The sequence below is a fragment of the Rhodoferax sp. EU05-FHT12H12 genome (genome assembly GCF_058791215.1).
The window spans coordinates 1-26,080 of the sequence record NZ_JBYTDI010000008.1; the positions used below are offsets into that span (position 1 = coordinate 1).

The 26,080-nt window shown below is 64.8% G+C and carries 25 protein-coding genes; 10 read left to right on the forward strand and 15 right to left on the reverse strand.

Going from position 1 to position 26,080, the window contains the following annotated elements; genetic code table 11:
* The 7 genes from AC3WS7_RS17335 to AC3WS7_RS17365 form a co-directional block, all read right to left on the reverse strand.
* Positions 1 to 197, reverse strand: a 197-nt coding sequence (locus AC3WS7_RS17335; RefSeq protein ID WP_492657222.1) for a tripartite tricarboxylate transporter TctB family protein, incomplete at its 3' end; no start/stop codon positions are given.
* 70 nt (positions 198 to 267) lie between these two features.
* Positions 268 to 2,058, reverse strand: a complete 1,791-nt coding sequence (tfpB, locus tag AC3WS7_RS17340; protein ID WP_296471491.1) for a type IV pilus assembly ATPase TfpB — start codon at positions 2,056 to 2,058, stop codon at positions 268 to 270.
* Positions 2,055 to 2,813, reverse strand: a complete 759-nt coding sequence (locus AC3WS7_RS17345; RefSeq protein WP_296471489.1) for a class I SAM-dependent methyltransferase — start codon at positions 2,811 to 2,813, stop codon at positions 2,055 to 2,057. Before AC3WS7_RS17345 ends, tfpB begins: the two co-directional genes overlap by 4 nt.
* Positions 2,814 to 2,819: 6 nt before the next feature.
* On the reverse strand, positions 2,820 to 3,665 hold the full coding sequence (locus AC3WS7_RS17350; protein ID WP_492657223.1) for a TatD family hydrolase: 846 nt from the start codon (positions 3,663 to 3,665) through the stop codon (positions 2,820 to 2,822).
* Positions 3,666 to 3,678: 13 nt separating this feature from the next.
* Positions 3,679 to 4,878 carry an ABC transporter substrate-binding protein gene (locus tag AC3WS7_RS17355; RefSeq protein WP_492657224.1) on the reverse strand — a complete coding sequence of 400 codons (1,200 nt, stop codon included), beginning with the start codon at positions 4,876 to 4,878 and terminating at the stop codon, positions 3,679 to 3,681.
* Positions 4,879 to 5,028: 150 nt separating this feature from the next.
* The gene (lolD, locus tag AC3WS7_RS17360; RefSeq protein WP_492657272.1) at positions 5,029 to 5,697 is read right to left on the reverse strand and encodes a lipoprotein-releasing ABC transporter ATP-binding protein LolD; all 669 of its coding nucleotides are present in this window, start codon (positions 5,695 to 5,697) and stop codon (positions 5,029 to 5,031) included.
* A gap of 94 nt (positions 5,698 to 5,791) precedes the next feature.
* Positions 5,792 to 7,048: a lipoprotein-releasing ABC transporter permease subunit gene (locus AC3WS7_RS17365; RefSeq protein WP_492657225.1), complete on the reverse strand. Its 1,257-nt coding sequence runs from the start codon at positions 7,046 to 7,048 to the stop codon at positions 5,792 to 5,794.
* 59 nt (positions 7,049 to 7,107) lie between these two features.
* On the opposite strand from AC3WS7_RS17365, the gene AC3WS7_RS17370 reads away from it, so the two are divergent.
* Positions 7,108 to 8,055 carry a hypothetical protein gene (locus AC3WS7_RS17370; RefSeq protein ID WP_492657226.1) on the forward strand — a complete coding sequence of 316 codons (948 nt, stop codon included), beginning with the start codon at positions 7,108 to 7,110 and terminating at the stop codon, positions 8,053 to 8,055.
* The gene (gene recJ, locus AC3WS7_RS17375; RefSeq protein WP_492657227.1) at positions 8,052 to 9,761 is read left to right on the forward strand and encodes a single-stranded-DNA-specific exonuclease RecJ; all 1,710 of its coding nucleotides are present in this window, start codon (positions 8,052 to 8,054) and stop codon (positions 9,759 to 9,761) included. The genes AC3WS7_RS17370 and recJ overlap by 4 nt, the downstream gene beginning before the upstream one ends.
* Before the next feature lie 56 nt (positions 9,762 to 9,817).
* Here recJ and AC3WS7_RS17380 read toward each other — a convergent pair whose 3' ends face one another.
* A complete protein-coding gene (locus tag AC3WS7_RS17380) occupies positions 9,818 to 10,594 on the reverse strand; it encodes a substrate-binding periplasmic protein (RefSeq protein WP_492657228.1) in 777 nt (258 codons plus the stop codon).
* A gap of 79 nt (positions 10,595 to 10,673) precedes the next feature.
* On the opposite strand from AC3WS7_RS17380, the gene AC3WS7_RS17385 reads away from it, so the two are divergent.
* A complete protein-coding gene (locus AC3WS7_RS17385) occupies positions 10,674 to 11,426 on the forward strand; it encodes an SDR family NAD(P)-dependent oxidoreductase (RefSeq protein WP_492657229.1) in 753 nt (250 codons plus the stop codon).
* Positions 11,427 to 11,873: 447 nt separating this feature from the next.
* On the opposite strand, the gene ppk2 is transcribed toward AC3WS7_RS17385, so the two are convergent.
* Positions 11,874 to 12,740: a polyphosphate kinase 2 gene (gene ppk2, locus AC3WS7_RS17390; RefSeq protein WP_492657273.1), complete on the reverse strand. Its 867-nt coding sequence runs from the start codon at positions 12,738 to 12,740 to the stop codon at positions 11,874 to 11,876.
* A gap of 177 nt (positions 12,741 to 12,917) precedes the next feature.
* Here ppk2 and bktB point away from each other — a divergent pair, with 177 nt between their 5' ends.
* Positions 12,918 to 14,105, forward strand: coding sequence for a beta-ketothiolase BktB (gene bktB / locus AC3WS7_RS17395; RefSeq protein WP_492657230.1), 1,188 nt, complete (start codon positions 12,918 to 12,920; stop codon positions 14,103 to 14,105).
* 20 nt (positions 14,106 to 14,125) lie between these two features.
* Here bktB and AC3WS7_RS17400 read toward each other — a convergent pair whose 3' ends face one another.
* Positions 14,126 to 15,163 (reverse strand): GGDEF domain-containing protein, encoded by a 1,038-nt coding sequence (locus tag AC3WS7_RS17400; RefSeq protein ID WP_492657231.1) that lies wholly within the window; start codon positions 15,161 to 15,163, stop codon positions 14,126 to 14,128.
* Positions 15,164 to 15,300: 137 nt separating this feature from the next.
* Here AC3WS7_RS17400 and AC3WS7_RS17405 point away from each other — a divergent pair, with 137 nt between their 5' ends.
* The gene (locus AC3WS7_RS17405; RefSeq protein ID WP_492657232.1) at positions 15,301 to 16,536 is read left to right on the forward strand and encodes an NAD(P)H-dependent flavin oxidoreductase; all 1,236 of its coding nucleotides are present in this window, start codon (positions 15,301 to 15,303) and stop codon (positions 16,534 to 16,536) included.
* 63 nt (positions 16,537 to 16,599) lie between these two features.
* On the opposite strand, the gene AC3WS7_RS17410 is transcribed toward AC3WS7_RS17405, so the two are convergent.
* Positions 16,600 to 18,246, reverse strand: coding sequence for a GGDEF domain-containing response regulator (locus AC3WS7_RS17410; protein ID WP_492657233.1), 1,647 nt, complete (start codon positions 18,244 to 18,246; stop codon positions 16,600 to 16,602).
* 16 nt (positions 18,247 to 18,262) lie between these two features.
* Complete coding sequence (locus AC3WS7_RS17415) at positions 18,263 to 19,009, reverse strand: 2OG-Fe dioxygenase family protein (RefSeq protein WP_492657234.1); 747 nt, start codon at positions 19,007 to 19,009, stop codon at positions 18,263 to 18,265.
* A gap of 164 nt (positions 19,010 to 19,173) precedes the next feature.
* Between AC3WS7_RS17415 and AC3WS7_RS17420 the strand changes: the two genes are divergently transcribed.
* The 5 genes from AC3WS7_RS17420 to AC3WS7_RS17440 all read left to right on the forward strand — a co-directional run bounded on the left by AC3WS7_RS17420 (position 19,174) and on the right by AC3WS7_RS17440 (position 22,732).
* A complete protein-coding gene (locus AC3WS7_RS17420) occupies positions 19,174 to 19,677 on the forward strand; it encodes a hemerythrin domain-containing protein (protein WP_296471466.1) in 504 nt (167 codons plus the stop codon).
* 13 nt (positions 19,678 to 19,690) lie between these two features.
* Entirely contained in the window at positions 19,691 to 20,305 is a 615-nt protein-coding gene (locus tag AC3WS7_RS17425) for a YitT family protein (protein WP_492657235.1), read from the forward strand.
* A 54-nt stretch (positions 20,306 to 20,359) separates the two neighbouring features.
* Positions 20,360 to 20,899 carry a DUF1003 domain-containing protein gene (locus tag AC3WS7_RS17430; RefSeq protein WP_492657236.1) on the forward strand — a complete coding sequence of 180 codons (540 nt, stop codon included), beginning with the start codon at positions 20,360 to 20,362 and terminating at the stop codon, positions 20,897 to 20,899.
* A gap of 143 nt (positions 20,900 to 21,042) precedes the next feature.
* Positions 21,043 to 22,083: an NADP-dependent oxidoreductase gene (locus AC3WS7_RS17435; RefSeq protein ID WP_492657237.1), complete on the forward strand. Its 1,041-nt coding sequence runs from the start codon at positions 21,043 to 21,045 to the stop codon at positions 22,081 to 22,083.
* Positions 22,084 to 22,213: 130 nt separating this feature from the next.
* Entirely contained in the window at positions 22,214 to 22,732 is a 519-nt protein-coding gene (locus AC3WS7_RS17440; RefSeq protein ID WP_492657238.1) for a type II secretion system protein, read from the forward strand.
* A gap of 23 nt (positions 22,733 to 22,755) precedes the next feature.
* Here the strand turns inward: AC3WS7_RS17440 and AC3WS7_RS17445 are convergent, their stop codons facing one another.
* Genes AC3WS7_RS17445 through AC3WS7_RS17455 form a run of 3 tightly spaced genes read right to left on the reverse strand, consistent with a single transcriptional unit; the run spans position 22,756 to position 25,886 of the window.
* Entirely contained in the window at positions 22,756 to 23,958 is a 1,203-nt protein-coding gene (locus AC3WS7_RS17445; RefSeq protein WP_492657239.1) for a serine hydrolase domain-containing protein, read from the reverse strand.
* Complete coding sequence (locus AC3WS7_RS17450; RefSeq protein WP_492657240.1) at positions 23,955 to 24,998, reverse strand: methionine synthase; 1,044 nt, start codon at positions 24,996 to 24,998, stop codon at positions 23,955 to 23,957. The genes AC3WS7_RS17445 and AC3WS7_RS17450 overlap by 4 nt, the downstream gene beginning before the upstream one ends.
* 27 nt (positions 24,999 to 25,025) lie before the next feature.
* Positions 25,026 to 25,886, reverse strand: coding sequence for an ion transporter (locus tag AC3WS7_RS17455; protein ID WP_492657241.1), 861 nt, complete (start codon positions 25,884 to 25,886; stop codon positions 25,026 to 25,028).
* Positions 25,887 to 26,080: the final 194 nt, after the last annotated feature.

A 26,080-nucleotide genomic window follows, 5' to 3' on the forward strand; every position in this document is an offset into this window, starting at 1 on the left:
GTTTCCACCACCAGGGCCTTGAAGGTGATGATGCTGCCCAGAAAGGCCAGCAGCACGCCCAGGGCCAGCGGGAAGTAGCCAGGCCCCATGCGGGCTCCGTCTCCCAGTGTGTACCCCGTGGCGCCCCAGGCAAAGGCAACGCCTACGCCCATGAACATCAGGCCGGAGAAAAAATCTTTTTGGCTTTTTATATTCACTGTCTGTCTCCTACAACTAAACGGTCACGCATTCTGCCTGCATTTTTAGGGGCTTTGTTTTCCGCCTGACTCACCCGTGCAGCGGGGGCGTGGAGGTCAGCACTTCCTCCATCACCGTTTGGCCCTCTGCCACGCGCAAGGCGCCGGCCAGCCGCAGTGGGCGCATGCCGTCGCTCACAGCCTGGCGGCGCAGGGCGTCTATGTTGGCGTCGGAACTCACGCGCGACTTGAAGCCCTCGGTGACCACCAGCAGTTCATACAAGCCCATGCGCCCCATAAACCCGGTCATGCGGCAGTCCACACACCCCACCGGCTTGAACGGCTTGTAGCCGCCATTGATCTGCCAGGGTTTGACCATCTCGCTCAGTGCTTCGCGGCTGGCCTCATCGTCACGCACCTTGCATTGCTTGCATAGCGTGCGCACCAAGCGCTGCGCCAGCACACCCAGCAAGGTGGCGTTGATCAGATAGGGCGGAATGCCCAGCTCCATCAAGCGGGTGACGGCGGAGGGTGCGTCGTTGGTGTGCAGGGTGGAAAACACCAAGTGGCCGGTGAGCGCGGCCTGCACCGCCATCTCGGCGGTTTCCAGGTCACGGATTTCGCCCACCATGATGATGTCCGGGTCCTGCCGCATGAGGGCACGCAGGCCCTGCGGAAAGCCGAAGTCCAGCTGCGGCTGCACCTGGGTCTGGTTGAAAGACGGCTCGATCATTTCGATCGGGTCCTCCACCGTGCTCACGTTCACCTCTTCGGTGGCCACCCGCTTGAGCGTGGAGTACAGCGTGGTGGTCTTGCCAGAACCCGTGGGGCCGGTGACCAGAATGATGCCGTGTGGCCGCTGCACCAGTTGCTCCCAGCGCGTGGCGTCGTGGCTGGTGAAGCCCAGCGCGTCCAAATCTTTCACCGCGTTGTCGGGGTCAAAAATGCGCATCACCATCTTCTCGCCAAAGGCCGTAGGCAAGGTGGAGATACGCATTTCAATTTCATCGCCACGCGGGTTGCGGGTCTTGATGCGGCCGTCCTGCGGGCGGCGCTTTTCGATCACATCCATGCGGCCCAGCAGCTTGATGCGCGCGGTCATGGCGTTGAGCACGCCCATGGGCATCTGGTAGACCGGGTGCAACACGCCATCGATGCGAAAGCGGATCACGCCCTGCTCGCGCCGTGGCTCCAGGTGGATGTCGCTGGCGCGCTGGTCAAAGGCGTATTGCCACAGCCAGTCCACCACCTGCACCACGCCCTGGTCGTTGGCATCGAGCTGTTTGTTGCTCTTGCCCAGCTCCACCAGCTGTTCAAAGCTGGCGCCATTGTTCGCTCCGTTTTTGCTGGCAGCGCGCACGCTTTTGGCCAGCGCATAAAACTCGGCGGTGTAGCGGGTAATTTCTTGCGGACTGGCCACCACGCGTTTGACGCTGCGGCGGCTCTGGCGCTCCACCTCGGCCACCCAGTCGGTAATAAAGGGTTCGGCCGTGGCCACGGTGATCTCGCTGGGCGTGACCACCACCGGCAGGATGCGGTGGCGCTCGGCATAGGCCGCACTCATGGCGTCGGCCACCTTGCCCACATCCACCTTGAGCGGGTCAATGCGCAGGTAATCCAACCCGGCGCGCAGCGCCAGCCACTGGGTCAACATCTCGATGTCGAGCGGTTTCTGGTCCGACGCGCGGCGCATGGACACGCTGGCCAGGCGGACCAACGGGTGCTGCGAACTTTCGGCCTGTGCGCAGCGGCTGATGGTGCGCTGGGCCTCGTCCTCGGCAATCACCTTGTCGTGCTGCAGCCACTCCACAAGTCGGCGCCAGTCCACCGGACCGAGGTGCGATGCAACACCAGGTGCGGATTTCTTGGCGGCCGTGCTCATGCCTGCACCGGTTTAAAAACACGCACCCATTTATCGGCAGGCAACCCCCAATGGGACTGGATGAACTCGGCGCGCTCCATGAGCAGCGCACGCTTGGGGCGGCTGGGGGTGCGCTGGGCCAGCACCACTGTGTTGCCTTCCCGCGTGGCCTTGAAGGCCCAGATGGCATCTGCACCAAAGGCCTGTGCAATTTTGTCCACACTGGCCTGGAAGCTGGAGCTGCGGCCAAACAGGTTCACAGTCATGCAGCCCTCTTCCGTCAGGGTGGCACGGCAGTCGGCATAAAAGTCGGCACTGTCGAGCACGGGCGCGGCGGCCTCTTCGTCGTACAGGTCCACCTGCAGCGCATCCACGGCGCCCAGCCACGCGTCCTTCTTGATTTCTTCGGATGCATCGGCCAGCACCACCTGCATGCGGCTGTTGTCGGCCGGTAGCTTGAACCAGCCGCGGCAGGCGTGCAACACCTGCGGGTTGAGTTCGATGGCGGTGGTCTTCATCTTGAGTTCTTTGTGGCAGAACTTGGTGAGCGACCCCGCCCCCAGACCCAACTGCAGCGCCTGCCGCTTGGGCACGGTGATGGGGTCGACAAACAGCAGCCAGGCCATCATGCGCTGGATGTATTCGTGCACCAACACGGTGGGTGCGTCCACCAGCATGGAGCCCTGGATCCATTCGCTGCCCAGGTGCAGGTGGCGGATGGGGCCTTCTTCGGAAAAATTGACTTCGGGGAGAGAGAGAGGTGCTTTTCGTGCCATGGGGATTTATACCAGCAGCGCGGCCAGTTTCGGCAGGGCTTTACAGGCGTTGTCCGTCGTGGCTACGGCCAGATCCTCCAGCGCCATGCCGCGCAGCTGGGCGATCGTCTGGGCAATGCGCGGCAGTTCGGCCGGTGTGTTGCGTCCCTGGGGTGCACCCGCGGAACGCTCGGCCGCCGTGGTGTAGAGCCAATGCGGTGGAATGTCGGGGGCATCCGTCTCCAGCACCAGCGCGTCCAGCGGCAGGGTTTGGGCCAGGTGGCGCAGTTGGTGGGCGCGTTCAAACGTGACGGCGCCCCCAAAACCCAGCTTGAAACCCAGCTTGATGAATTCCTGTGCTTGCACCGCGCTGCCATTGAAGGCATGGGCAATGCCCTGCCAGCGTCCGCCGGGGCCAGCCACCTCGCGCAGGTGTTTGAGCAGGCGGTCGGCCGAGCGCCGCACATGCAGCACCACGGGCAACTCAAACTGGCGGGCCAGCTTGAGTTGGGCGCGGTAGATGGCCTCTTGTGTCTCGCGCCAGGGGCTTTGGCTGAGCTGCGGCACAAAATAGTCCAGCCCGATCTCCCCCACCGCCACCAGGCGCGGGTCGGCCTGGTGGGCTTGCAGCTGTTGGGCCAGCACCGCCAGCGCGTCCTCTTGCGCCGTGGGCACATACAGGGGGTGAATACCCAGACAGTAGCTGTGGTTCTGGTGGTGGGCCAGCTGGCGCACCACTGCCAGATTGGCCACCTCCACCGCCGGAATGACACAGTGCACCACCCCCGCTTGCCGGGCAGCAAGGCAGACGGCGTCCACCTGCTGGTCCGCCTCAAAGGCGTCCAGATGGCAGTGGGTGTCTATCCAGCGCATGGTGGTGGTGGCGTCAGCGTTTGCGCTGCACAAACAGGTTGCGGGTACGGTCTTCGGGATAGGCGAAGGTTACCGCACCGTTTTTCACCAAGCCCATCACCAACATATTGCTGGTGATGGCGTCTTTGTCGTCCTTGCTGAAGGGCCGCTCATGTGTGGCTGTGACACCGTAGTACACACGGGGCATGTTTTCCAGCGCAGCCTTGATGCTGGGGCCCGAGAGGTTGCCATCGCGGATGGACAAGATCGCGTAGGTCAGCAGGTACACCGTGTCGTAGGCCTGGGCAGCGGCCATGGGCACGGTGATCTTTTTGGTGTTGAATTTGCGGGCGTAGGCACTCAGGAAAGAGATGCGCCGCTCGTTGCTGGGCTCGGCGATGAAGGTTTGTGCCATCAGCGCGCCTTCGGCGGCGTCCTTGGCGCCATCGATGAAGAAGGGAAAGGACAGTGGCCAGGCCCCCACCTGGGGCACCGTCCACTTGAGGGCCTGACGCCCCTTGGCGATCACCGCGTTTTCGGGCCCCACGGTGTAGCTGAACACCACGTTGGCCCCGGCGGCCTGGGCGGCCTTGAGCTCGGCCTGCAGGTCTTTCACCCCCAGGTCGAAGCGCGCCACAAACACGGGCTGCAGGTTCTTGCTGGCCAATGCCTTGACCACATCGTTCATGCCACCCTCGCCGTATGGCGTCTTGTCGGCAAAGATCGCCACCTTGGTCCAGCCGCGGCTCACGATGTCATCCACCACAAACGGGGCCTGGATGGCGTCGCGCGCGGAGGTACGGAAGATATAGCTCTCCGCAGCGGGGTATTTGGCGGTGATCGGCGTGCCCGTGGCACAGGGCACGATGAGCGGGAGCTTGGCGGTCTGGAATACGTCCAGGGACTTCATGGCCACGCCCGTATTGCAGAAGCCAAGGGTGCCCACCACGTCCTCCTTGAGCATGTCCTGCGCGTTTTTCAGGCCCACGTCGGGGTTGGCAGTGTCGTCCTTCACTACCAGCTCCAGCGGCCGCCCCAGGTAGCCGCCCGCGGCATTGATCTCGTCCACCGCCAGTTTGGCGCCATTGAGCATGGGGATGCCAAAGTCGGCAGAGGGGCCAGAGAAAGGACCGATGAGTCCGATGCGCAAAGGCTTGGCGGTCTGCGCGGCAGCCCCCATGGCCAGCCCCGCCCCCACCACCACGCTCAACCAGGAATGCCAACGACGGTTCATAGTGATTCTCTAGAAATTGGATGGGGCAGGATAGGAGCCCCCCACCCCGCCGTCATCCGCGAGAACCCTTGGACGCGGGCCTTGCCCGTCCGTCCCGTCAGCAAATCGCAAGCCACCCGCGCTTCGGCGGCAGGCTCCTGGGGCTGCGCCTTAACCCGCGAAACGCCCCGACACCAGCTGCAGCTGGCGGCTGCAGCGCGCGGCCAGCGTGGCGTCGTGGGTCACCAGCACAAAAGCGGTGCCCTGGTCGCGCGCCAGCGTCAGCATCAGGTCGAACACCCCATCGGCGGTGCTGCGGTCCAGGTTGCCGGTGGGCTCGTCCGCCAGCACGCAGTCGGGTTGGGTGACCAGCGCGCGCGCAATCGCCACACGCTGGCGCTCGCCACCAGAGAGCTCGGCCGGGCGGTGGTGCATGCGGTGCTCCAGCCCCACAATCGCTAGCATTTTCATAGCTGCTTGCGCAGCATCCACGGGGTCTACACGCCGAATTGTCAATGGCATGGCTACGTTGTCGAGCGCACTGAACTCGGGCAACAGGTGGTGAAACTGGTAGACAAAACCCAGGTGCTGGTTGCGCAAGCGGCCCTGGGCCGCGGGGGACAGTTCGGCCAGGGGGTGGCCCAGCAGGTCCACATGGCCGCTGCTGGGCGCATCCAGCCCGCCCATCAGGTGCAGCAGCGTGCTTTTGCCAGACCCCGAGGCCCCCACGATGGCCAGGGTCTCGCCCCGGTGCACCTGCAGGTCCACGCCCTGCAGCACCGTCACGTCCAGGCGCCCTTCCTGAAAACGCTTGGTCAGGCCACGCACTTGCAGCACCACCTCTCCCGGCGGGGTGGCAGCGGCCGGGCGGGCCAGATCCGCCACCTGTTGGTACTGGGCGGCGGCCAGCGCCTGCTCTACGGGGGACAAATGCTCATTCATAACGCAAGGCCTCGGCGGGGTTCACCTGGCTGGCGCGCCAGCTGGGGTACAGGGTGGCGACAAAGGCCATGAGCAAGGCGATCACCGCCACCGGCACTATGTCACTTTGCTGCGGATCGCTGGGCATGCGGCTGATCAGGTAGATGTCTTGCGGCAAAAAGCTGGCACCCAGCAGGCGCTCCAGCGCTGGCACGATCACGTCGATGTTGAAGGCCACGCCCAGCCCCAGCAACAGGCCGGCCAGCGTGCCGATCACCCCCACCATGGCGCCCTGCACCACAAAAATGCCCATGATGCTGCCCGGGCTGGCACCCAGCGTGCGCAGGATGGCGATGTCAGCACGTTTGTCGGTCACGGTCATGACCAGCGTGCTGACCAGATTGAAGGCCGCCACGGCCACGATGAGTGTGAGGATGATGAACATCATGCGTTTCTCGACTTGCACCGCGGCAAACCAGGTACGGTTCTGGCGTGTCCAGTCGCGCAACAGCAGATCGCCACTCAGGGTGTGGCTCAGCTCTTGGGCCACCTCGCGCGCCTGGTGCAAGTCCTTGAGCTTGAGGCGCACGCCGGTGGGTCCTTCCAGGCGGAAAATCTTGGCCGCGTCTTCCCAGTGCACAAACACCAGGGCCGAGTCGTATTCGTAGTGGCCGGAATCAAAAGTACCCACCACCGTCATTTGCTTGAGGCGGGGCACCACCCCTGCGGGCGTGACCTGTCCGCTGGGCGCTATCAGCGTCACGCGGTCGCCTTTGACCACGCCCATGCTGCGTGCCAGCTCGCCGCCCAACACCACACCAAACTCGCCCGGCACCAGCTGGGCCAGTACCGCGGCCTGCGCGCCGGTGGCCACGTCGGACACCTCGGGCTCGCGCGCGGGGTCAATGCCGCGCACCATGGCGCCTTTCATCTCTTCGCCCCGCGCCACCAGGGCCTGCGCGGCCACAAAGGGCGCCGCGCCCACCACCTGCGCGTTCTCACGGGCTTCGCGCAGGGTGCGGTCCACATCGGGCAGCGCCTGGCCGCCAGGGGCAAACACCTCGATGTGGGAGACCACGCCCAGCATGCGGTCGCGCACTTCCTTCTGGAAGCCGTTCATCACACTCAGCACAATGATGAGCGCCGCCACACCCAGCGCAATGCCCAGCATGGACACGCCCGAGATAAAGGAGATGAAGCCGTTGCGCCGTGTGGCCCGGCCTGCGCGCGTGTAGCGCCAGCCGATGGTGAGCTCGTAGGGAAGTCGCATCAAAAGTTACAAAATGCAGAGGTGGGCGGATTGTGGCATCCATGCGGGACAATCCTTCCATGCACACCGTTATTCCCTACGCTGCACCGGCGGGCCTCCACTGCCAGGCAGCCATGGCCCAGCTCTCGCTGCCCAACCTGGCCCAACTGCTCAGCTTGCTGAACCCGACCCCGCCATTGCTGGGCTCGGCCGAGTCGCTAACCCCCCTGAGTGAGCGCGTGCACGCCAAGAGCCTGGGCCTGCAGGGCGCAGACGGCCTAGTGCCTTGGGCGGCACTGGACGCCGAGCACCTGGGCCTGACCAAGCTGCATGGCGCCAGCGGTTGGGCCTGGATCACCCCCTGCCACTGGCGCGTGAACGCCGACCATGTGACCATGGAAGACCCGTACAAGCTCGCCCTCAGCGCCCACGACTCGGACGCCCTGCGCGCCGCCATGCAGCCCTATTTTGTCGAGGACGGCATCACGCTGCACCCGCTCAACAGCACCACCTGGCTGGCCCAGGGTGACGTGCTGGCTGATCTGCCCACGGCCTCGCTGGCGCGCACACGCGGCGCACGGGTGGATGGCTGGATGCCACGCCAGCCCCAAGCCCAGCCACTGCGCCGTTTGCAAAATGAAATGCAAATGCTGCTCTACACCCACCCGGTCAATGACGCACGCAAGGCGCAATTTTTGCCACCGGTCAACTCCTTCTGGATCAGCGGCACCGGCACCCAGCCCACCGCGCCACGCAGTGCGCCAGCCCCGCGTGTGGAGATGGAAAACAGCCTGGCCGAGGCCGCCCTGCGCGACGACGGCCAGGCGTGGGCCAAAGCCTGGCAGGCACTGGATGCTGGCCTGATTGCCAAACTGCTGACCCATGCCAAGGCCAACGAAGCCATGGAAATCACCCTCTGCGGCGAGCGCCTGGCCCCCACCTTTGTGCTGCAAAGCAGTCCCTGGTGGAACCGCCTGCAACGCCGCTTTACTGCGCCGCCCCCGCACGAATTGCTGCTCACCTTATGAACATCGTCCCCCGCGACATCCCTCCCCGCTCGGTGTGGGCCCTGGAACAGGCCGGCGTGCACCCCCTGCTGGCACGCCTGTACGCCGCCCGCGGCGTGCACGGCCCCGATGAACTCGACGATGCACTGGCCAAGCTGCTGCCCCCCAGCACCCTGCTGGGTGTGGACCGCGCCGCCGTGCTGCTGGCCGACGCCATCGCGCAGGCCAAAAAACTCTGTGTGGTGGCCGACTACGACTGCGATGGCGCCACCGCCTGCGCCGTGGCCGTGCGCGGCCTGCGCCTGCTGGGCGCACCACACGTGGACTACCTGGTACCCGACCGCGTGGTGGACGGCTATGGCCTGACCGCCCCGATCAGCGAGCGGGTCAAGAAGTCTGGCGCCGATGTGCTGATCACCGTGGACAACGGCATTGCCAGCGTGGACGGCGTGGCACGCGCCAAGGCCCTGGGCCTGCAGGTGCTGGTGACCGACCACCACCTGCCCGGCAACGAGTTGCCCAACGCCGACGTCATCGTCAACCCCAACCAGCCCGGCTGCACGTTTGAGAGCAAATCCATCGCCGGTGTGGGCGTGATGTTCTACACCCTGCTGGCGCTGCGTGGCGAGCTGCGCAAGCGCGGTGTGTTTGACGCGGCCAGCCAGCCCAAACTCGATGTACTACTGCCCTTGGTGGCACTGGGCACCGTGGCCGATGTGGTGAAGCTGGACGCGAACAACCGCCGCCTCGTCGCCCAAGGTCTCAAACGGGTTCGGGCCCTTGCCATGCCTGCGGGACTAGCTAGTCTTTTTGCAGCAGCCGGGCGCAAGGCGGAGGTCGCCACCACCTTTGATTTTGGCTTTGCCCTGGGGCCGCGCATCAACGCGGCAGGCCGCCTCTCCGACATGACGCTGGGCATCGAATGCCTGTTGACCGACGACCCCGGCCGCGCCGACGAACTGGCCAAGACGCTGGACGGCATCAACCGCGAGCGCCGCGAGATCGAGGGCGACATGCGCGAGCAGGCCATGATGATTGCCGAGAGCCTGTTTGACGAAGGTGATGAGCCGCCGCCCGCCATCTGTGTGTTCGACCCCGACTTCCACGAAGGTGTGGTGGGCATCGTGGCCAGCCGCATCAAGGACAAGCTGCACCGCCCCACCTTTGTGTTTGCCGCCAGCGCAGCCGAAGGCAAAGAGCACGAGCTCAAGGGCTCGGGCCGCAGCATCCCCGGCTTCCATTTGCGCGACGCACTGGACCTGGTGGCCAAACGTTACCCCGGCGTCATCCTGCGTTTTGGCGGCCACGCCATGGCCGCGGGCTGTACCGTGGCGGAAGAGTTTTTTGACGACTTTGAAAATGGCCTGAACGAGGTGGCCCAGGAGTGGCTGGATGCCGCCACCCTGACGCGCCGCATGGACACCGACGGCCCACTCAATCCCGAATACCGCCGCGTGGAGCTGGTGGACACGCTGCACAAAGAGGTCTGGGGCCAGGGCTTTGCACCCCCCACTTTCAGCGAAGAGGTGGAAGTGGTGTCGCAGCGCCTGGTGGGTGAGAAACACCTGGCACTCAAACTCAAGCACCAGGGCCAGCCGGTGGACGGCATCTGGTTCGGCCACACCGAGCCGCTACCGCCCAAGGTGACGCTGGCGTTCCGGCTGGATGCAGACGAATGGAACGGCGTGCGGCGTGTGCGCTTTCTGGTCGAAGGGGCCGAAATTTAAGCCTTTTAGGCCTCTAGCCCTTATGGATATTGCGCAAGCAGCTATTAAAAATATAGCTACTTTCGCAACTTGCGCTCCAGTACCTCAAGCCGCTTGCTGCGCTGCAGCTCCCGGTAGCCCGCGTCAAAGGCGTCCATGATGGCCTGCGCATTGGCCACCTTCTTGGACACGACAAAGTGGATGGGCACCATCCAGAACGCCTTGTTCTGGACGGCCAGCTGCAGGCCTTCGTCGGCCTCCAGCTTGGTGGCAATGAGGTAACGCGCAACGGACTCCTCCAAGGGGAACACGTCGATGCGTTTGAAGACCAGCTTCCGGAGGTTGTTCACGTCATCCGCCGCTTCATCCACCGCCAGCACGCCCTGCGCCTGCAGATCGGCAAAGGCTTGTGAGTAGAAGTTGCCGCGGGTCACACCAATGCGCCATGGCCCCAGGTCCGACAGGTTGGTCCAGTCGCGCACCTCGCCCGCGCGTTGCACAAACACCATCCGATAGGTATGGATGGGCTTGCTGGAAAACAGCAGCGCCTCTTCCCGTTCGGCACTGCGTGCCCAGCCAAAGCTGCCGTCGTAGCGGCCCGACATGACGCCCGCGATGGCGCGGTTGTTGGGCACCCACTCAATGGCGGAGCGCACCCCGCTGGCCTTGAACGCTTCGACCACAATTTCTGTCAGCGGCCCACCACCAGGCTCGCTCTCCAGCTTGAACGGCGGGTACTCGCCGACACCGATGCGCACGTTGTCGGCGGGTGCGGCAGCGGCAGCACATGCGGCGCTCCACAACACCAGCAAACCCAGTATTTGCACCGTTCGGAAACGCATGAAAGCAAGCATGGACGCATGGTACGCCGCCCTCTGCCCTGCAGCAAGGCGCTACAGTCCAACCCATTGTTTTCTTTGCCACCGCCCTCTTATGCACCACCTCACCATCCTCACCGGCGCCTCGCGCGGCATGGGCCTGGCCATGGCCCAGCAACTGCTGCAACCCGGCGCCCTGCTGCTGTGCATCTCGCGGCAGACAAATGCCACTCTGGAACAGCAGGCGCACAACGTGGGCGCCATGCTGCTGCAGTGGCCGCTGGACTTGGCCGAGGGCGCGGCCGCTGCGGCGCGCTTGCATGGCTGGTTGATGCAGCAAGACCCGGCCACGCTGGCCAGTGCCACACTGATCAACAACGCTGGCGTCATTCCGCCCCTGGTGCCCTTGTCCGAGTGCGAGCCCGCCGCACTGGCCCAGGCCCTGCGTGTTGGTCTGGAAGCCCCCATGCAGCTCAGCGCCGCCTTTCTGGGGGCCACGCGCAGTTGGGCGCTGCCACGCAAGGTGCTGAATATTTCGTCCGGCTTGGGGCGGCGCGCCATGGCCTCGCAAGCGGCCTACTGCGCAGCCAAGGCCGGCATGGACCATTTCACACGCTGTGTGGCGTTGGACGAGGCCTTGCAGGCCAATGGCGCCAAGGTGTGTTCGCTGGCACCTGGGGTGATTGACACCGATATGCAGCGGCAGCTGCGCAGCGCAGATGCCGCGCAGTTTCCGGATCTCGGCAGCTTTGCGGGTCTGCACGCACAGGGACAACTCACCAGCCCTGCCGATGCGGCGCGACGGGTGTTGGCGTATTTGGCGCGAGCGGATTTTGGGAAGGACGCTGTGGTGGATGTGCGGGGCTGATCTTCTTTCCGGGCTTTGCTGTTTTTGGGGTTGCACCGTTTTTTTTGACACCCACTCCCCCAGCCCCTCGCCCCGTCGGCGAGGGGAGTCTTTTAACAGCCATATTTGGGTGTTGCGCGCCGAACGCCGGTCACAAGGGTGAGGTTGCCACTGCTTGTGCGCTCCACGGCCCGCGCCTGCGGTTGTGGGGCTTCGGAAAGATCTGTTGGGCAAGGCTGGCGGCTACGCCCGCCAGTGGCTCCGCACCAGCATGTGTGCATTCACCACAACCGTTGGCCCTGGCCGTGGCATGCCCATCTGTTGGCAGCGGTACTTATGTAGTGCCATAGCCGGAGTGACGCCCCCAAATCGGCTGTTAAAAGCTCCCCTCGCCGACGGGGCGAGGGGCTGGGGGAGTGGGTGTTCAAAAAAGCGGTCTAGGCCTGCAAAAGACCCATTAAAAAGAGGTCAGTAAACCTCAGGCACCATGATGTCCTGCGGCACCGGCTGCCGCTCATAGTCCTCATGCCGCACCCGCGACGGCAACACCACCGGCGGATGCTCGGTCTCCTCATACGGCATCTGCTGCAACAAATGGTGAATGCAATTGAGACGGGCCTTCTTTTTGTCCACCGCCTGCACCACCCACCATGGCGCCTCGGCAATGTGGGTACGCTCCAGCATCACTTCCTTGGCGCGGGTGTAGTCCTCCCAGCGGCTGCGGGACTCCAGGTCCATGGGGCTGAGCTTCCACTGCTTGAGCGGGTCGTGGATACGGCCCAGAAAGCGGCTGTGCTGCTCTTCGTCAGAGATCGAGAACCAGTACTTGATGACCTGGATGCCCGAACGCACCAGCATCTTCTCGAACTCGGGCACAGTCCGGAAGAACTCTTCCAACTGCTCGTCATTGCAAAAGCCCATCACGCGCTCCACACCGGCGCGGTTGTACCAGCTGCGGTCAAACAGCACGATCTCGCCAGCCGCCGGCAGATGGCTCACATAGCGCTGGAAGTACCACTGCGTGCGCTCGCGGTCATTGGGGGCGGGCAGCGCTGCCACGCGGCACACGCGCGGGTTCAGGCGCTGGGTGATGCGTTTGATGGCGCCGCCCTTGCCGGCCGCATCACGCCCCTCAAAAATCACCACCACCTTGTGGCCGGTGGCCACCACCCAATCCTGCAGCTTGACGAGTTCGCCCTGCATGCGGAACAGCTCCTTGAAGTACTGGCGGCGCGCGGCGCGGGCATCGGCGTCAGGGACCTGGCCGCCGGCCAGGCGCTCCAGGTGCTGATCGTCCAGCTCCATTTCCAGTTCCTCGTCATAGCTGTCGAGCATGTCATTCTGGATACGGCGGATCAATTCGTCTTCGCTGGCGCTCACGGGCAACTCCTGGTGGCTGGTTTACCCCTGCAAGCCTAGGGAAGTGTTGTGACAAATTGGTGAAGAATGCATGACGCAGAGCGGCCGTAAGATGTCTGAAACCCGCTCTTCCCATCCATCCAGGAGATTCCCATGACCCGTGAAGTCGTCGTCGTCAGCGCTGTGCGCACCGCCATTGGCACCTTTGGCGGCAGCCTCAAAGATATTCCCCCCACCGAACTGGCCGCCCAGGTGGTGCGCGAGTCGCTGGCGCGCGCCAGCGTGGACGGCAAGGATGTGGGCCATGTGGTCTTCGGCCACGTGGTCAACACCGAGCCCAAGGACATGTACCTCAGCCGCGTGGCGGCCATCCACGGGGGCTGTGGCGAAGGCACTCCGGCCTACAACGTCAACCGCCTGTGCGGCTCGGGCCTGCAGGCCATCGTCAACGCCAGCCAGAGCATCCTGCTGGGCGACGCCGACATTGCCATTGGTGGCGGGGCCGAGAACATGAGCCGCGCGCCCTTTGCCAGCCTCAACATGCGCTGGGGCGCCCGCATGGGCGACACCAAGATGGTGGACATGGTGATTGGCGCACTGCACGACCCTTTCCACACCATCCATATGGGCGTGACAGCCGAAAACATTGCTGCCAAGTGGGGCATCAGCCGTGAAGAGCAGGACGCGCTGGCCGTGGAAAGCCACAACCGCGCGCAGAAGGCCACCGAGGCGGGCTATTTCACCAGCCAGATTCTGCCCGTCATGCTGAAAAGCAAAAAGGGCGATGTGGCTTACGCCGTGGATGAGCACTTCCGCCCCAACGCAACGCTGGCTGACATGACCAAGCTCAAACCCGCGTTCCTGAAAGAAAACGGCACCGTCACCGCCGGCAATGCCTCGGGCATCAACGATGCCGCCGCCGCCGTGGTGCTGATGGAAGCCGCCACCGCCAAGGCGCGCGGGCTGAAGCCCCTGGCCCGCCTGGTGGCCTATGCCCACGCGGGCGTCGACCCCAAGTACATGGGCATCGGCCCGGTGCCTGCGTCCAAACTGGCGCTGCAAAAAGCCGGCCTGACCGTGAACGACCTGGACGTGATTGAAGCCAACGAAGCCTTTGCCGCGCAAGCCTGTGCGGTCAGCAGGGACTTGGGCCTGGACCCGGCCAAGGTCAACCCCAATGGCTCGGGCATTTCGCTGGGCCACCCCATCGGTGCGACCGGCGCCCTGATTACCGTGAAGGCACTCTACGAGCTGGAGCGTATCAACGGCCGCTACGCGCTGGTGACCATGTGTATTGGCGGCGGCCAGGGCATTGCCGCCATTTTTGAGCGCGCACGCTAAGGCACGCGCCGTGGGCCTGGCTAGAACAGGTCCACGTCCATGCCTTCGGCCACCTGGTCCACCAGCTCACCCGAGGCGACCAGCGCCTGGTAGCTGCAGACCTGGTTGCGGCCATGTTCCTTGGCGTGGTAGACCGCCTTGTCGGCGCGGCCAAAGGCGCCGCTGGGCGTGTCGTGCGGCAGCAGCACCGAAAATCCGATGCTCACGGTGATGGTGCCCACCTGCGGGAACACATAGGCCTGCACCCGCTCGCGCAGGCGCTCCAGCGCCGTCTGGGCGTGGCCCACGCTGTCGCAGCGCATCAGCACAACAAATTCTTCACCACCAAAGCGGTAGAGCTGGTCATGGAAGCGGAAGCTGCTGCGCATCAGACGCGCCAGCAGCAACAGCACCTCGTCACCAATCAGGTGGCCATAGGTGTCGTTGACCCGCTTGAAGTGGTCAATGTCCAGCACGGCCAGCCACACTCCCGCGTCGGGGTCGGCGTGGCGGCGCTCGCCGCCCTCGGGCAACTCATCCCCGTGCTGTTCTGCGGTGGCCTTGAAAAAGGCGCCATCAAAGGTCTTGCGGTTCAGCAGTTCGGTCAGCGCATCTTTTTCGCCATAGTCCAGCAGACCCAGCAGGTTGTTGTAGGTCAACAAGATGCCTTCCACCAGGTCCAGCGTGTGGGTGGTCAGGGCATGGGCAGCCCCCAGATCCAGCAGGCCCCAAGTGCCTTGCGACGTGAGCAACGGAACCACGGCGGCATGGGGGGCGGTGTCGCTGTGCACCGCACGGGCCCGCTCCACAGCCAGCTGGCGCAGAGGGAAATCGGACACATGGGGCAAGGTGGTCCAGTCGGTCCACAGCAGGTCGCGGCTGACCTGGGTTTGACCAGCCTCCAGATGAGCCTGCAACAGGCAGCGCCGGTCATCACCCTCGCCCACCACACGGATCAGCGTGGCGCTGCGCACCGCACCTTCGCTGCTGTCGATCACCAGGCGCACCAGCGCAGCATCCAGGGCATCGCGGTCACGCAGGCCGCTCATGGCCGCCAGACTTTGCACAAGCGCGTTCATTCTTGGGGTATACCTTTTTGTGTCATGAACCGGGAGTGCTGCCCAATTTCGCAGCAACTTGACCCACCTCAAAGCCAGACCGCGAGCCTCGCCCTAAGCTGTGCGACTGTCCAACGCCTGCTATCTTAGAGCACACCATGACCCAAGCAAGTACCAAATGGCCATTTTTAGCCAGTGAATCCGGCGATTGGCTGCGCGATAGCGGATTGGGTGCCTTGCGCCTGGCCGGGCGCACGCTGCTGCCCATCGTGCAGGGTGGCATGGGCATTGGCATTTCGGGCAACCGCCTGGCAGGCAGTGTGGCGGCCTTGGGCGGGGTGGGCACCCTCTCCAGCGTGGATCTGCGCCGCCACCACCCCGACCTGATGGACGAGACCCGCGAGCTGGCACCTGGCGACGCGGCCAAGGAAGGCATCAACCGCGCCAACCTGATCGCCATTGGCCGGGAAATCACGGCGGCCCGCGCCCGCACCGGGGGCAAAGGGCTGCTGGCCATCAACGTGATGCGTGCGGTGAGCGAGTACGCCGCCAACGTGACCCGCGCCCTGGAATGCGGCATCGATGCCGTGGTGGTGGGCGCCGGCCTGCCGCTGGACTTGCCCGATCTGGCCAAAGACCACCCCAAAGCGGCGCTGATCCCGATCTTGTCGGACGCGCGTGGCGTGCAGTTGCTGGTGAAGAAGTGGGAACGCAAAAAACGCCTGCCCGACGCCATCGTCATCGAGCACCCGCGCCTGGCCGGGGGCCACCTGGGTGCGGCCAAGATTGCCGACCTGCAGGACCCGCGCTTTGACTTTGAGAACGTGATTCCGCAGGTGCGCCAGTTTTTCAAGGACGCGGGCTACGAGCAGCACATCCCGCTGATTGCGGCCGGTGGCATCCGAACCCACGAAGACATTGCCCGCCTGCAAGCCTTGGGCGCAGACGCGGTGCAATTGGGCACCGCATTTGCGGTGACCGAGGAGAGTGACGCCCACGCCGAATTCAAACGTGTACTGGCAGAGGCCCGCGAGGAAGACATGGTGGAATTCACCAGCGTGGCCGGACTGCCGGCACGTGCCGTGGGCACGCCCTGGCTGCGCGCCTACATGAAGATCGAGCCCAAGCTGCAGGCGGTGGCCCATGTGAAGGCGCGCTGCACCAAAAGTTTTGACTGCCTGGCCCAGTGCGGCCTGCGCGATGGCCTGCCGGGCTGGGGCCAGTTTTGCATCGACAACCAGTTGGCCGCCGCACTGCGTGGCGACACCAAAAAAGGCCTGTTCTTCCGCGGTGCGGGTGAACTGCCGTTTGGCAGCCAGATCAAGACGGTGCGCGAGTTGGTGCAGCGCCTGCTGACGCCCGGCGTAGCCACCGGCGGGCTGGCGGCGGCTTGATCCACAGCCAGAAACGCTATTAATTCAGGAGCTGCCTGCGCAATATCCACGCGGGCTAGATGCCTATTTGACTTGAAAAACAGGCTGCAGCACGTGCACCTGATTGCGCCCTGCCCGCTTGGCCTGGTAAAGCGCTTCGTCGGCACGCTTGAGCAGGGTCTCGGAATCCAGATCGGCATTCCACTGCGCAATGCCACCCGAGAAATTGGAGCTGAACCAGCCGTCGTCCACGGGGTGGTGGATGCGCGAAAAGTCCACGCGGATGCGGTCCAGCACGGTGTGCGCCTGCTCGGCCTGTGAGCCCGGCAGGATCACCACAAACTCTTCCCCACCATAGCGGCCCACGGCATCGCTCTTGCGCACGCGCTGCTTGAGCAACCACGACAGGCTGCGGATCACATGGTCCCCCATGGGGTGGCCGTAGGTGTCGTTGACCGATTTGAAATGGTCGATGTCCACCATCGCCACACACAGGCCGCTGCCGTCCAGGCGCGCGGCGTTGATGGCGCTTTGCAACTGTTGCTTGGAGGTGGTGTGGTTGAGCAGGCCGGTCAGGCTGTCATGCAGCATGGTGCGGCGCAGGGTGCGGTAGCGGTCGATCTTGCTCTTGACCACGGCGTTGAGGATCACCGGGTTGAAGGGTTTGGTGAGGAAGTGGTCACCGCCCAGGCGCAGCGCGTCCACCTGCAGCGCCACATTGCTGTCACCCGAGAGGTAGACCACGGGTGTGGACAAAAACTCGGCGTGCTGGCGGATCACCCGCGTCACCTCCACGCCGGTGCAGCCGGGCATGTACATGTCCATCAGAACCAGATCGGGCTGGAAGGAGGCCAGCGCGGTCAGCACGTCCTGCGGGCGCGTGATGGCCAGCGACTCCATGCCGGCCTCGGACAGGGTGCGGCGGATCATCGCGCCGGCCGTCTTGGAGTCTTCCACCACCAGCACGCGGTAGGGTGGCTCTTCCTCGTTGCTGCAGAGCTTGACGATGCGCGCCATGATGGCTGCGTGCTGGGTGCCGGTGGCAAAGCAGGCGTCGCAGCCGGCGCTCAGCGCCTGCTGCTGGCTCTCAAAGTCCACCCCCACGTTCAGACCCACGATGTGGCTGGCCGAGAACTGGCCACGCAGCGTCTGCACCTGCGCCACAAAGGCCGCCAGCGGGCGGCTGGCCGCGTCCACCAGCACCATGGCCGGCTCGGGCATCGAAGGCAAGGCCTGCGCCGTGCCCAGCAGCGCCACCTGCACATGGAAAAAGCCGACTTGGGCCACCAGGTCTTTCCAGGCGGCGGGGGTGTCGGTCACAAAGGCAATGGTCTTGGGCGGCACCAGGGTGCTCACCGGCGCCGCGTCTTGGCTGGTGTCCTGCGTCTGGCGGCGCTCGGTCAGGTGAGACGAATGGCCCTGGATGAAGCCCTGCGCACGCGCGCCAAACTCCTGCACCTGCACACCGAGCTGCATGCTGGCACCGACTGGCAGGGTGCCGCCGGCAGACGGGTCCATCAGTTGATCCATGAGCGAGAGCACTTTTTGCTCCAGCGAGTGCGCGCTCTGGTGCAGGCCCGAGAGGCCGTGGCTTTCCAGAAATTCCGTCAGGCTGGAAGCTGACACGGCAAACTCGACAAAGCTGTCGAGCCCGGCTTGCTGGCTGCAGGCCAGCCACTTGGCGGCCAGCTCCTGGCAGCGCTTGTTGAGCTCTTCGGGGGTACAGGACATGGGAAACCCCGGGGGCTCAGCGCGCGGGCTCGCCCTGGAAGTTGCCCGCCCTCAGGGTCACCACCAGGGTGTCGCGGTGGCCACCGTCGGCCACCGGCTGGATGGGCGTGGACTCGTGGATCACGCGCGGATCGTCCAGCAACAAGAGGGACCAGGGTTCGGACAGGGTGAAGCGCTGGCCATTGGGGCCAGTAGCGTCAAACACGCGGGTTTCACCGCCCTTCACACCCTCGCGCGCCACCAGAAACACGGCCACCAGGTCCACACCGTCACGGTGTGCGCCCTCGGGCGTGGGGCGGCCAATGCCGTCCGTGGTGTCGATGCGGAACTGGTGTGCCTCGGTGTACCAGGGTTGCGCGCCCTTGAGCTGGCTGCACACCTGGCCCAGCCAGGCCAGCAGGTGCTGCCAGACGGGCTGCGCCACCAGGGCCGCCGACATGGGATCGAAGTGGCGCTGCATGCCACCGTGCAAGGCGTTGTATTCCACCGGCTGCCAGTGCGGGCGGTGTGGGGCCAGCGTCACGGCGGCGCCTTCCACCACAAAGCAGGCGTGGCGGCGGCGCCGGTAGCGGCCACCATCGCGCAGGTAGGCGTCGGGTGGCAGGTCGTCCCACAGGGGGCGCCAGGCCAGCAGGGCCGCCAGGTCCAGCCCGGCCAGCGCCGCCACCTGCTGCGGCCTCACCACGGCATAACCCTGGCTGCGCAGGGTGGCGTCCAGGTCCTGGGGAGCGGCAATGGCGGGGGGCGCAAAAGAAAGGGTCATGGCAGGCGTGAAGCGGGATAAAGCCGGGAACAAGGCACCAATGGGCAGCCACCGGTGGGCTGCGCGGCATTATCAACCCAGAAGAGTGCACCCCCGCTGATGTGGGTCAAGACGCCCCGCAGCCCAGTTGGCTAATCTGGTGTCCACTTTTTGGAGACGCCCGCATGACCCCCACCGCACCACACCCCGACACCCTGCAATGGAGCGACGCACTCGCCCTGGACATGCCAGTGATGGACGAAACCCACCAGGAGTTTGTGGAGCTGCTGGCCGAGGTGGTGCAGGCCGCGGACGACGTGCTGCTGCCGCGCTGGTCCGCCCTGATTGCCCACACGCAAGACCACTTTGACCGGGAAGACCAGTGGATGCAAGACACCGGCTTTGCCGCCGGCAACTGCCACGCCACCCAGCACAAAGTCATTCTGCAGGTGATGCGCGAAGGCGAGGCGCGCGGCCACGGTGGCGACCTGGCCGTGGTGCGCCAGATGGCGCGCGAGCTGGGCCTGTGGTTCCCGCAGCACGCGCAAAGCATGGACGCATCCCTGGCATTGCACTTGCGTTCGGCCGGCTACGACCCCCGCACCGGCGCGCTGAGCCAGCCCGAGCGCCTGCCTGCGCAAGCCATCCACGGTTGTGGCGGCAGTTGCGGGGACACGGCCACCGCCTGACACTGCCACACCTATGCCCGAAACCACCCCACCCGATCTGCGCCACGGCCCTCTTGAAGACCTCCAGGCCCTGCTGACCGGCACCACATTTGTGGCGCTGGGCGTGCTGATGTTCAAGCAGTTGGGCTTGCTGACCGGAGGCACGGCAGGCGTGGCCTTCTGGCTGCACTACGCAACCGGCTGGAACTTCGGGCTGGTGTTTTTTGCCATCAACCTGCCGTTTTACGCACTGGCCTGGCGGCGCATGGGGCGCACGTTCACGCTCAAAACCTTTGCCGCGGTGGCCCTGCTGGCCGCCCTGACCAATCTGCTGCCCCAGTGGCTGGGCTTTGCGCACCTGCACCCGGTGGCCACCGCCCTGATTGGCGGCGTGCTCATGGGCACAGGCATGCTGATTTTGTTTCGCCACCGGGCCAGCCTGGGTGGTTTTAATGTGCTGGTGCTTTACCTGCAAGAAACACGCGGCTGGCGCGCCGGGCGCATCCAGATGGCGCTGGACTGCACCATCGTGCTGCTGGCCTTTGCCGTGACCGACTGGCAACACGTGCTGCTCAGCGTGCTGGGCGCTATAGCCTTGAACCAGACCCTGGCCACCAACCACCGCGCCGGGCGCTACATGGCGCACTGAGCGGCCAACCACAGAAGGCGCACACTGGGGCCTTCCTCCACCGCAAAGCCCGCCATGCCCCCACACACGGCCCCAGCCACCCCCCCTCCCTTGGCGGTGGACCTGCACCAGCTCGCGCTGCTGCGCGAACACCGGCGTACCCACCGGCGCAAGCACCCACCCCGGGTCATCGCCGCGGCAGAGCACTTCGACCTGCCGCCGCCCACGCGGGGGCAGCGCCTGGCCGATCTGGTGGCGCGCACCATTGGGTCCTGGCGCTTCATCCTGCTACAAAGCAGCGCCATCGTGCTGTGGATAGGAGGCAATGTGCTGGCCGGCCACAACGCCTGGGACCCCTACCCCTTCATCTTGCTGAACCTGCTGCTGTCCTTCCAGGCGGCCTACACCGCACCGGCCATCATGATGAGCCAGAACCGGCAGAGTGAGCTGGACCGCAAACACGCCGAGAGCGACTACGAGGTCAATGTGAAGGCCGAGCTGGAGATTGAGCTGCTGCACGAGAAGATTGACCTGCTCAAGGAGCAGGAACTGCAAGCCCTCACCCAGGCGGTGCGCGAGCTGTCCACCCAGCTGCAGGCGCTGCAAACCCGGTAGCCGCCACCAGCGGCCCGGGCAACGGTTTAGAGCCCCCACTCCAGCCACTTGTCGCCTAGGCTACCCCTGAGTTCTGGGGGCGGCGCTACCATGCGCTCCCCGGCTGGTGCCTTGCGTGCCGCCCCCATGTTCAGGAGTCCATCATGTCCCTCGCCAACCTCGTCAACCACCAAATCCGCCTGGCTGCCCGCCCCGTGGGCATGCCCACCGCTGCGAACTGGAGCCACACCACCGAGGCGGTGGCCGAACCCGCCGAGGGGGGTGTGACCCTCAAGACCCTGGCGCTGAGCCTGGATCCGGCCATGCGCGGCTGGATGAACGAAGGCAAGAGCTACATCCCGCCCGTGGGCATTGGCGAAGTAATGCGCGCCGGTGGCGTGGGTGTGGTGGTGGCCAGTAAAAATGCCAAGTACGCCGTGGGCGACTACGTGAGCGCAGGTTTCGGGGTGCAGGAGTACATCACCCTGGCCCAGGACGAGATGAAGCGCAACGGCCTGGTCAAGATCGACCTGCGCGCAGGCACGCTCACCCAGTGGCTCAACGTGCTGGGCATGCCCGGCATGACCGGCTACTTCGGCCTGATGGACGTGGGCATGCCGCAAGCGGGCGAGACCGTGGTGGTGTCCGGCGCGGCCGGTGCCGTGGGCCAGACCGTGGGCCAGATGGCCAAGATCAAGGGCTGCCGCGTGGTGGGCATTGCCGGCGGTGCGGCCAAATGCGAATGGGTGGTGAAGGAACTGGGCTTTGACGCCTGCATCGACTACAAAGCCGGCCCCGGCGCCGTGCGTGCGGGTCTGAAAGAACATTGCCCCAAGGGGGTGGACATCTACTTTGACAACGTGGGCGGCGAGATCCTCGACGATGTGCTGGCCCGCATCAACCGCAAGGCCCGCATCATCATCTGCGGCGCCATCAGCCAGTACAACAACACCACCGCCGTGCAAGGCCCCAAGAACTATTTGAGCCTGCTGGTGAACCGTGCCCGCATGGAAGGCATTGTCGTCTTCGACTACGCCGACCGCTACCACCTGGCCGTGGCCGAGATGGCCGGCTACCTGAAGGACGGCCGCATGAAGAGCAAGGAAGACGTGGTGGTGGGCCTGCAGACTTTCCCCGACACGCTGCTCAAGCTCTTCAATGGCGAGAACTTTGGCAAGCTGGTGCTGGAAGTGGCCAAGGGCTGAGTACTGCCAAGAGGTGCCGGGGGCAAGTCCGCCTGGCGCATCGCGCCAATTTGCTATGGTTTTCATAGCTATTCGCGCATATCCAACGCGGGCTACATGCCTAAAATGCTCTTAATTGCACAGGAGCACTATGCGGGCGAGTCGGGGTTTTACGTTGATTGAGTTGGTGATGGTGGTGCTTATCCTGGGGGTGCTGGCGGCGTTGGCCCTGCCCCAGTTTGTCAACCTGGGCAGTGACGCCCGGGTGGCGACCCTCAATGGCCTGCTGGGCGCGGTGCGCACCACCATGGAGACGGTGAAGGTGACCACGGCCCTGCGCGGCAGCGCCACCAGTGCCAACCCCCAGCTCAATTTTTTGAACATGCAGGGCAGCACCATCCGCCTGTGGAACGGCTACCCGGACCGCTGGTGGGATGGCATCGGCATGACGCTGCAGGGCGCCTCGGCCATTGCCGGCGGCGGGTATCTGTCCACCACACCCATTGTGTTCAACCGGTTCACGTTTTATGGCTACGGCAACAGCACGCTGCCCGGCGGCGACGCGGGCTGGGTGCTGGCCGACGCGCCCACGCCCACCCATTGCTCGCTGGCCTACAACTACGGCGGCACCGGTCAGCCCCAGCTGATTTTGCGCACCACCGGCTGCTGAGGGACGCCCCCAACCAGGCCGGCCTAATCGTCGAGGGCGGCGTAGACCAGGTTGCGAAACAGCGGGCGGTAGTAGTCGCGCTGGTTGGGCGCCTGGACCATGAGGATGGCGAAGAAGTCTTTGGCGGGGTCCACAAAAAAGGTGGTACCCGCAATGCCGCCCCAGTAATACAGCCCCTTGCTGCCGCTGACGGGCGACAGCCCGTCTTCCAACCGCACGGCAACACCCAACCCGAAGCCATGGCCTGGTGGCAGCAGTTCACCAGAGCGGCCGGCGCGGTAGGGGGCGATGTCACCCAGGTGGTCGGCCGTCATGCTGCGCACGGTGGCGGGGCTGAGCAGACGGGCACTGCCCAGCGTGCCGCCATCCAGCAGGGCTTGCAGAAAGAGGGCGTAGTCGGCCGCGGTGGAGACCAAGCCCGCCCCCCCGGCCTCCATGACCGCGGGCTTGCGCGGGTCCAGCAGGCGCATGGGGATGGCGCCATCGGGGTCCTTCTCGAAGGGTTCGGCAATGCGGTGGTGCTGCTCGGGGGGCACGGCAAAGCCGGTGTCCACCATGCCCAGCGGGCTGATGATGTTGTCGTGCAAAAACGCGCCCAGCGTTTGGCCGCTGACCACTTCCACCAATGCACCCAGCAGGTCGGTGGCGCGGCTGTACTCCCACACGGTGCCGGGCTCGAAGCGGTAGGGAATACGCGCCAGCGTCTGCGCAAAGGCGCGGTTGGGCATGTCGCGCATGCCCAGGCGGGCCTTGGCGTACTGGAGCTGGATGGGGTCGTTGCCCAGAATTTCGTAGGTCAGGCCCGAGGTGTGACGCAGCAGGTCGTGCACCGTGGGTTCACGCAGCGGGGGCTGCAGCGCCATGGTGCCGAACACGTCGTGCGCCACGAGCACCCCGGCAAACTCGGGCAGGTGTTTGGACACCGGGTCGCTGAGCAAGAGCTTGCCGCGCTCCATGAGCTGCAGCACCGCCACCGAGACCATGGGTTTGGTCATGGAGTAGATGCGGAAGAGGGAGTCGCGCGCCATGGGCACGCCGCGCTGCGGGTCTTGTTGGCCAAAGGCGCTGTGCAGCAGCACCTTGCCCGCGCGGGCCACCAGCGCCACGCCACCAGGCAAGCGCTGGCGGGCCACTTCGGCCTGCAGCACGCCGATGATGGCCTTGGTGGCATCGGGCGCAAAGCCCAGGTCTTGCGGGCGCCCTTCGGGCAGGGTGCGCGGGTTCATGCAGTCACACCGCCAGCGACCTGGCCATAACGCTGGCGCGCCAGAGCGGCGCCTTGGGCCAGGGCCTCCAGCTTCTTCACCGCCACCTCACGGCTCATGGGGGCCAGGCCGCAGTTGGTGCAGGGGAAGATGCGATTGCGCGGCACATGCTGCAGGGCCATGCCGATGGTGTCCGCCACCTGCTCGGGCGTTTCAATCACGTCACTGGCCACATCGATCACGCCGACCATCACGTCCTTGTCTTTGAGCAGCGCCATCAGGTCGGGCGGCACGTGCGAGTGGAAACACTCCAGGCTCACCTGCCGGATGCTGCTCGCCGCCAGCGCAGGGAACACCTGCGCGTACTGGCGCCATTCCTGGCCCAGCGTTTCTTTCCAGTCGTTGTTGGCCTTGATGCCGTAGCCATAACAAATATGCACGGCCGTGGTGCAGGTCAGGCCGCGTGCGGCAATCTCCAGGGCCTGCACGCCCCAGTCCACCGCGTCTTGCATGTAGACGTTGAAGCCCGGCTCGTCGAACTGGATGATGTCCACACCATCGGCCTGCAGCGCCAGGGCTTCCTGGTTCAGCAGCTCGGCAAACGCAAACGCCATTTTTTTCTTGTCGCCATAAAAACGGTCGGCCACGGTGTCCACAATGGTCAGCGGACCGGGCAAGGTGAATTTGAGCTTCTTCTTGGTGTGGGCGCGTGCCAGTTGGGCCTCGAAGGCGTGCACCCGGCCCTTGAGGCGCAACGCCGCGATGACCTGGGGCACCTGGGCGTCGTAGCGGTTGTTGCGGATGCCCATGGTGACCTTGTTCTCAAAGTCGATGCCCTCCACCTGCTCCAGGAAGCCGTGCACAAAGTGCTGGCGGCTTTGCTCGCCATCACCCACCACGTCCAAGCCGGCGTCTTCTTGCGCCTTGATCCACAAAAGTGTGGCATCGGCCTTGGCCTGTTGCAGCTCGGGGCCGGCCAGCTTCCACTGGGGCCAGAGCTTTTCGGTCTCCGACAGCCAAGCGGGTTTGGGCAGGCTGCCTGCAATCGCGGTTTCAAACATGGTTTTGTCTCCTTGTAGTGATGTCGGTCAGGGGGTTTCGCGCAGGTAGCTTGGCAAATGGGCGCCGCAGTGCAGACAGTAGCGCGCCTCGGGCAAGTGGCCTTCGGTCAGGCATTCGTGGCAGGTGCGGGTGGTGGGTTCGGCGGCGCGGCGGGCCGTCATCTCGGCGGTGACGATGCCGGTGGGCACGGCCAGTGTGCCCCAGCCCAGCAGCATCATGGCCGAAGAGATCAGCCTGCCCAAGTCTGTCTTGGGGGTGATGTCCCCAAAACCCACGGTGGTCATGGTGGTGATCGCCCAGTACACCGATGTGGGGATGCTGGTGAAGCCGTTGCCCGGACCTTCCACCACATACATCAGCGTGCCCATGACCAGCACAATCATCAGCACCGCCGACAAAAACACCAAGATCTTGCGCCGACTGGCGGCCAAAGCGCGCCCGAGCGACTGGTATTCCGACACATAGGCCGTGAGCTTGAACACGCGAAACACACGCAGCAAGCGCAGGATGCGCACATCGATCAGTGCGTGCACCTCGGGCACCAGCAGGGCCACATAGGTGGGAAGCAGGGCCAGCAAGTCAATCACGCCATAAAAGCTCAGCGCGTAGCGCATGGGGTGGCGCACGCAAGCCAGGCGCGCCAGGTATTCGATCGTGAAGGCCACGGTAAACAGCCACTCCAACGCAGTGAGCCCGCTGTGGTAGCGGGTGTCGACCCCTTGGACGCTGCTGACCACCACCACGGCAACACTAATAAGGATGACGGCAATCAGCCACTGGTCAAACAGGCGACCGGCACGGGTGTCGGCCTCAAAAATGATGGTGTAGAGGCGCAGGCGCCAGCCCTGCAGGGGTTTGCCCAAGGTGAGATCGACTGAGGTGCGCATGGTCTTGATTCTGCCCGGTGCGGCGCGGACACCACACCCCAACACAAAGCGCATAACCTTATGCGAAAGAACCATGGCCGGCCGCCGGAAACAGGCCGTCGTGGCATGGTTTCTGCTAACCATCAGACACGGAGAGTTGGGATGCCAAAGAATCAGGTTATGATTTTTTTGCATCCGCCTCGATGGTAAACCCG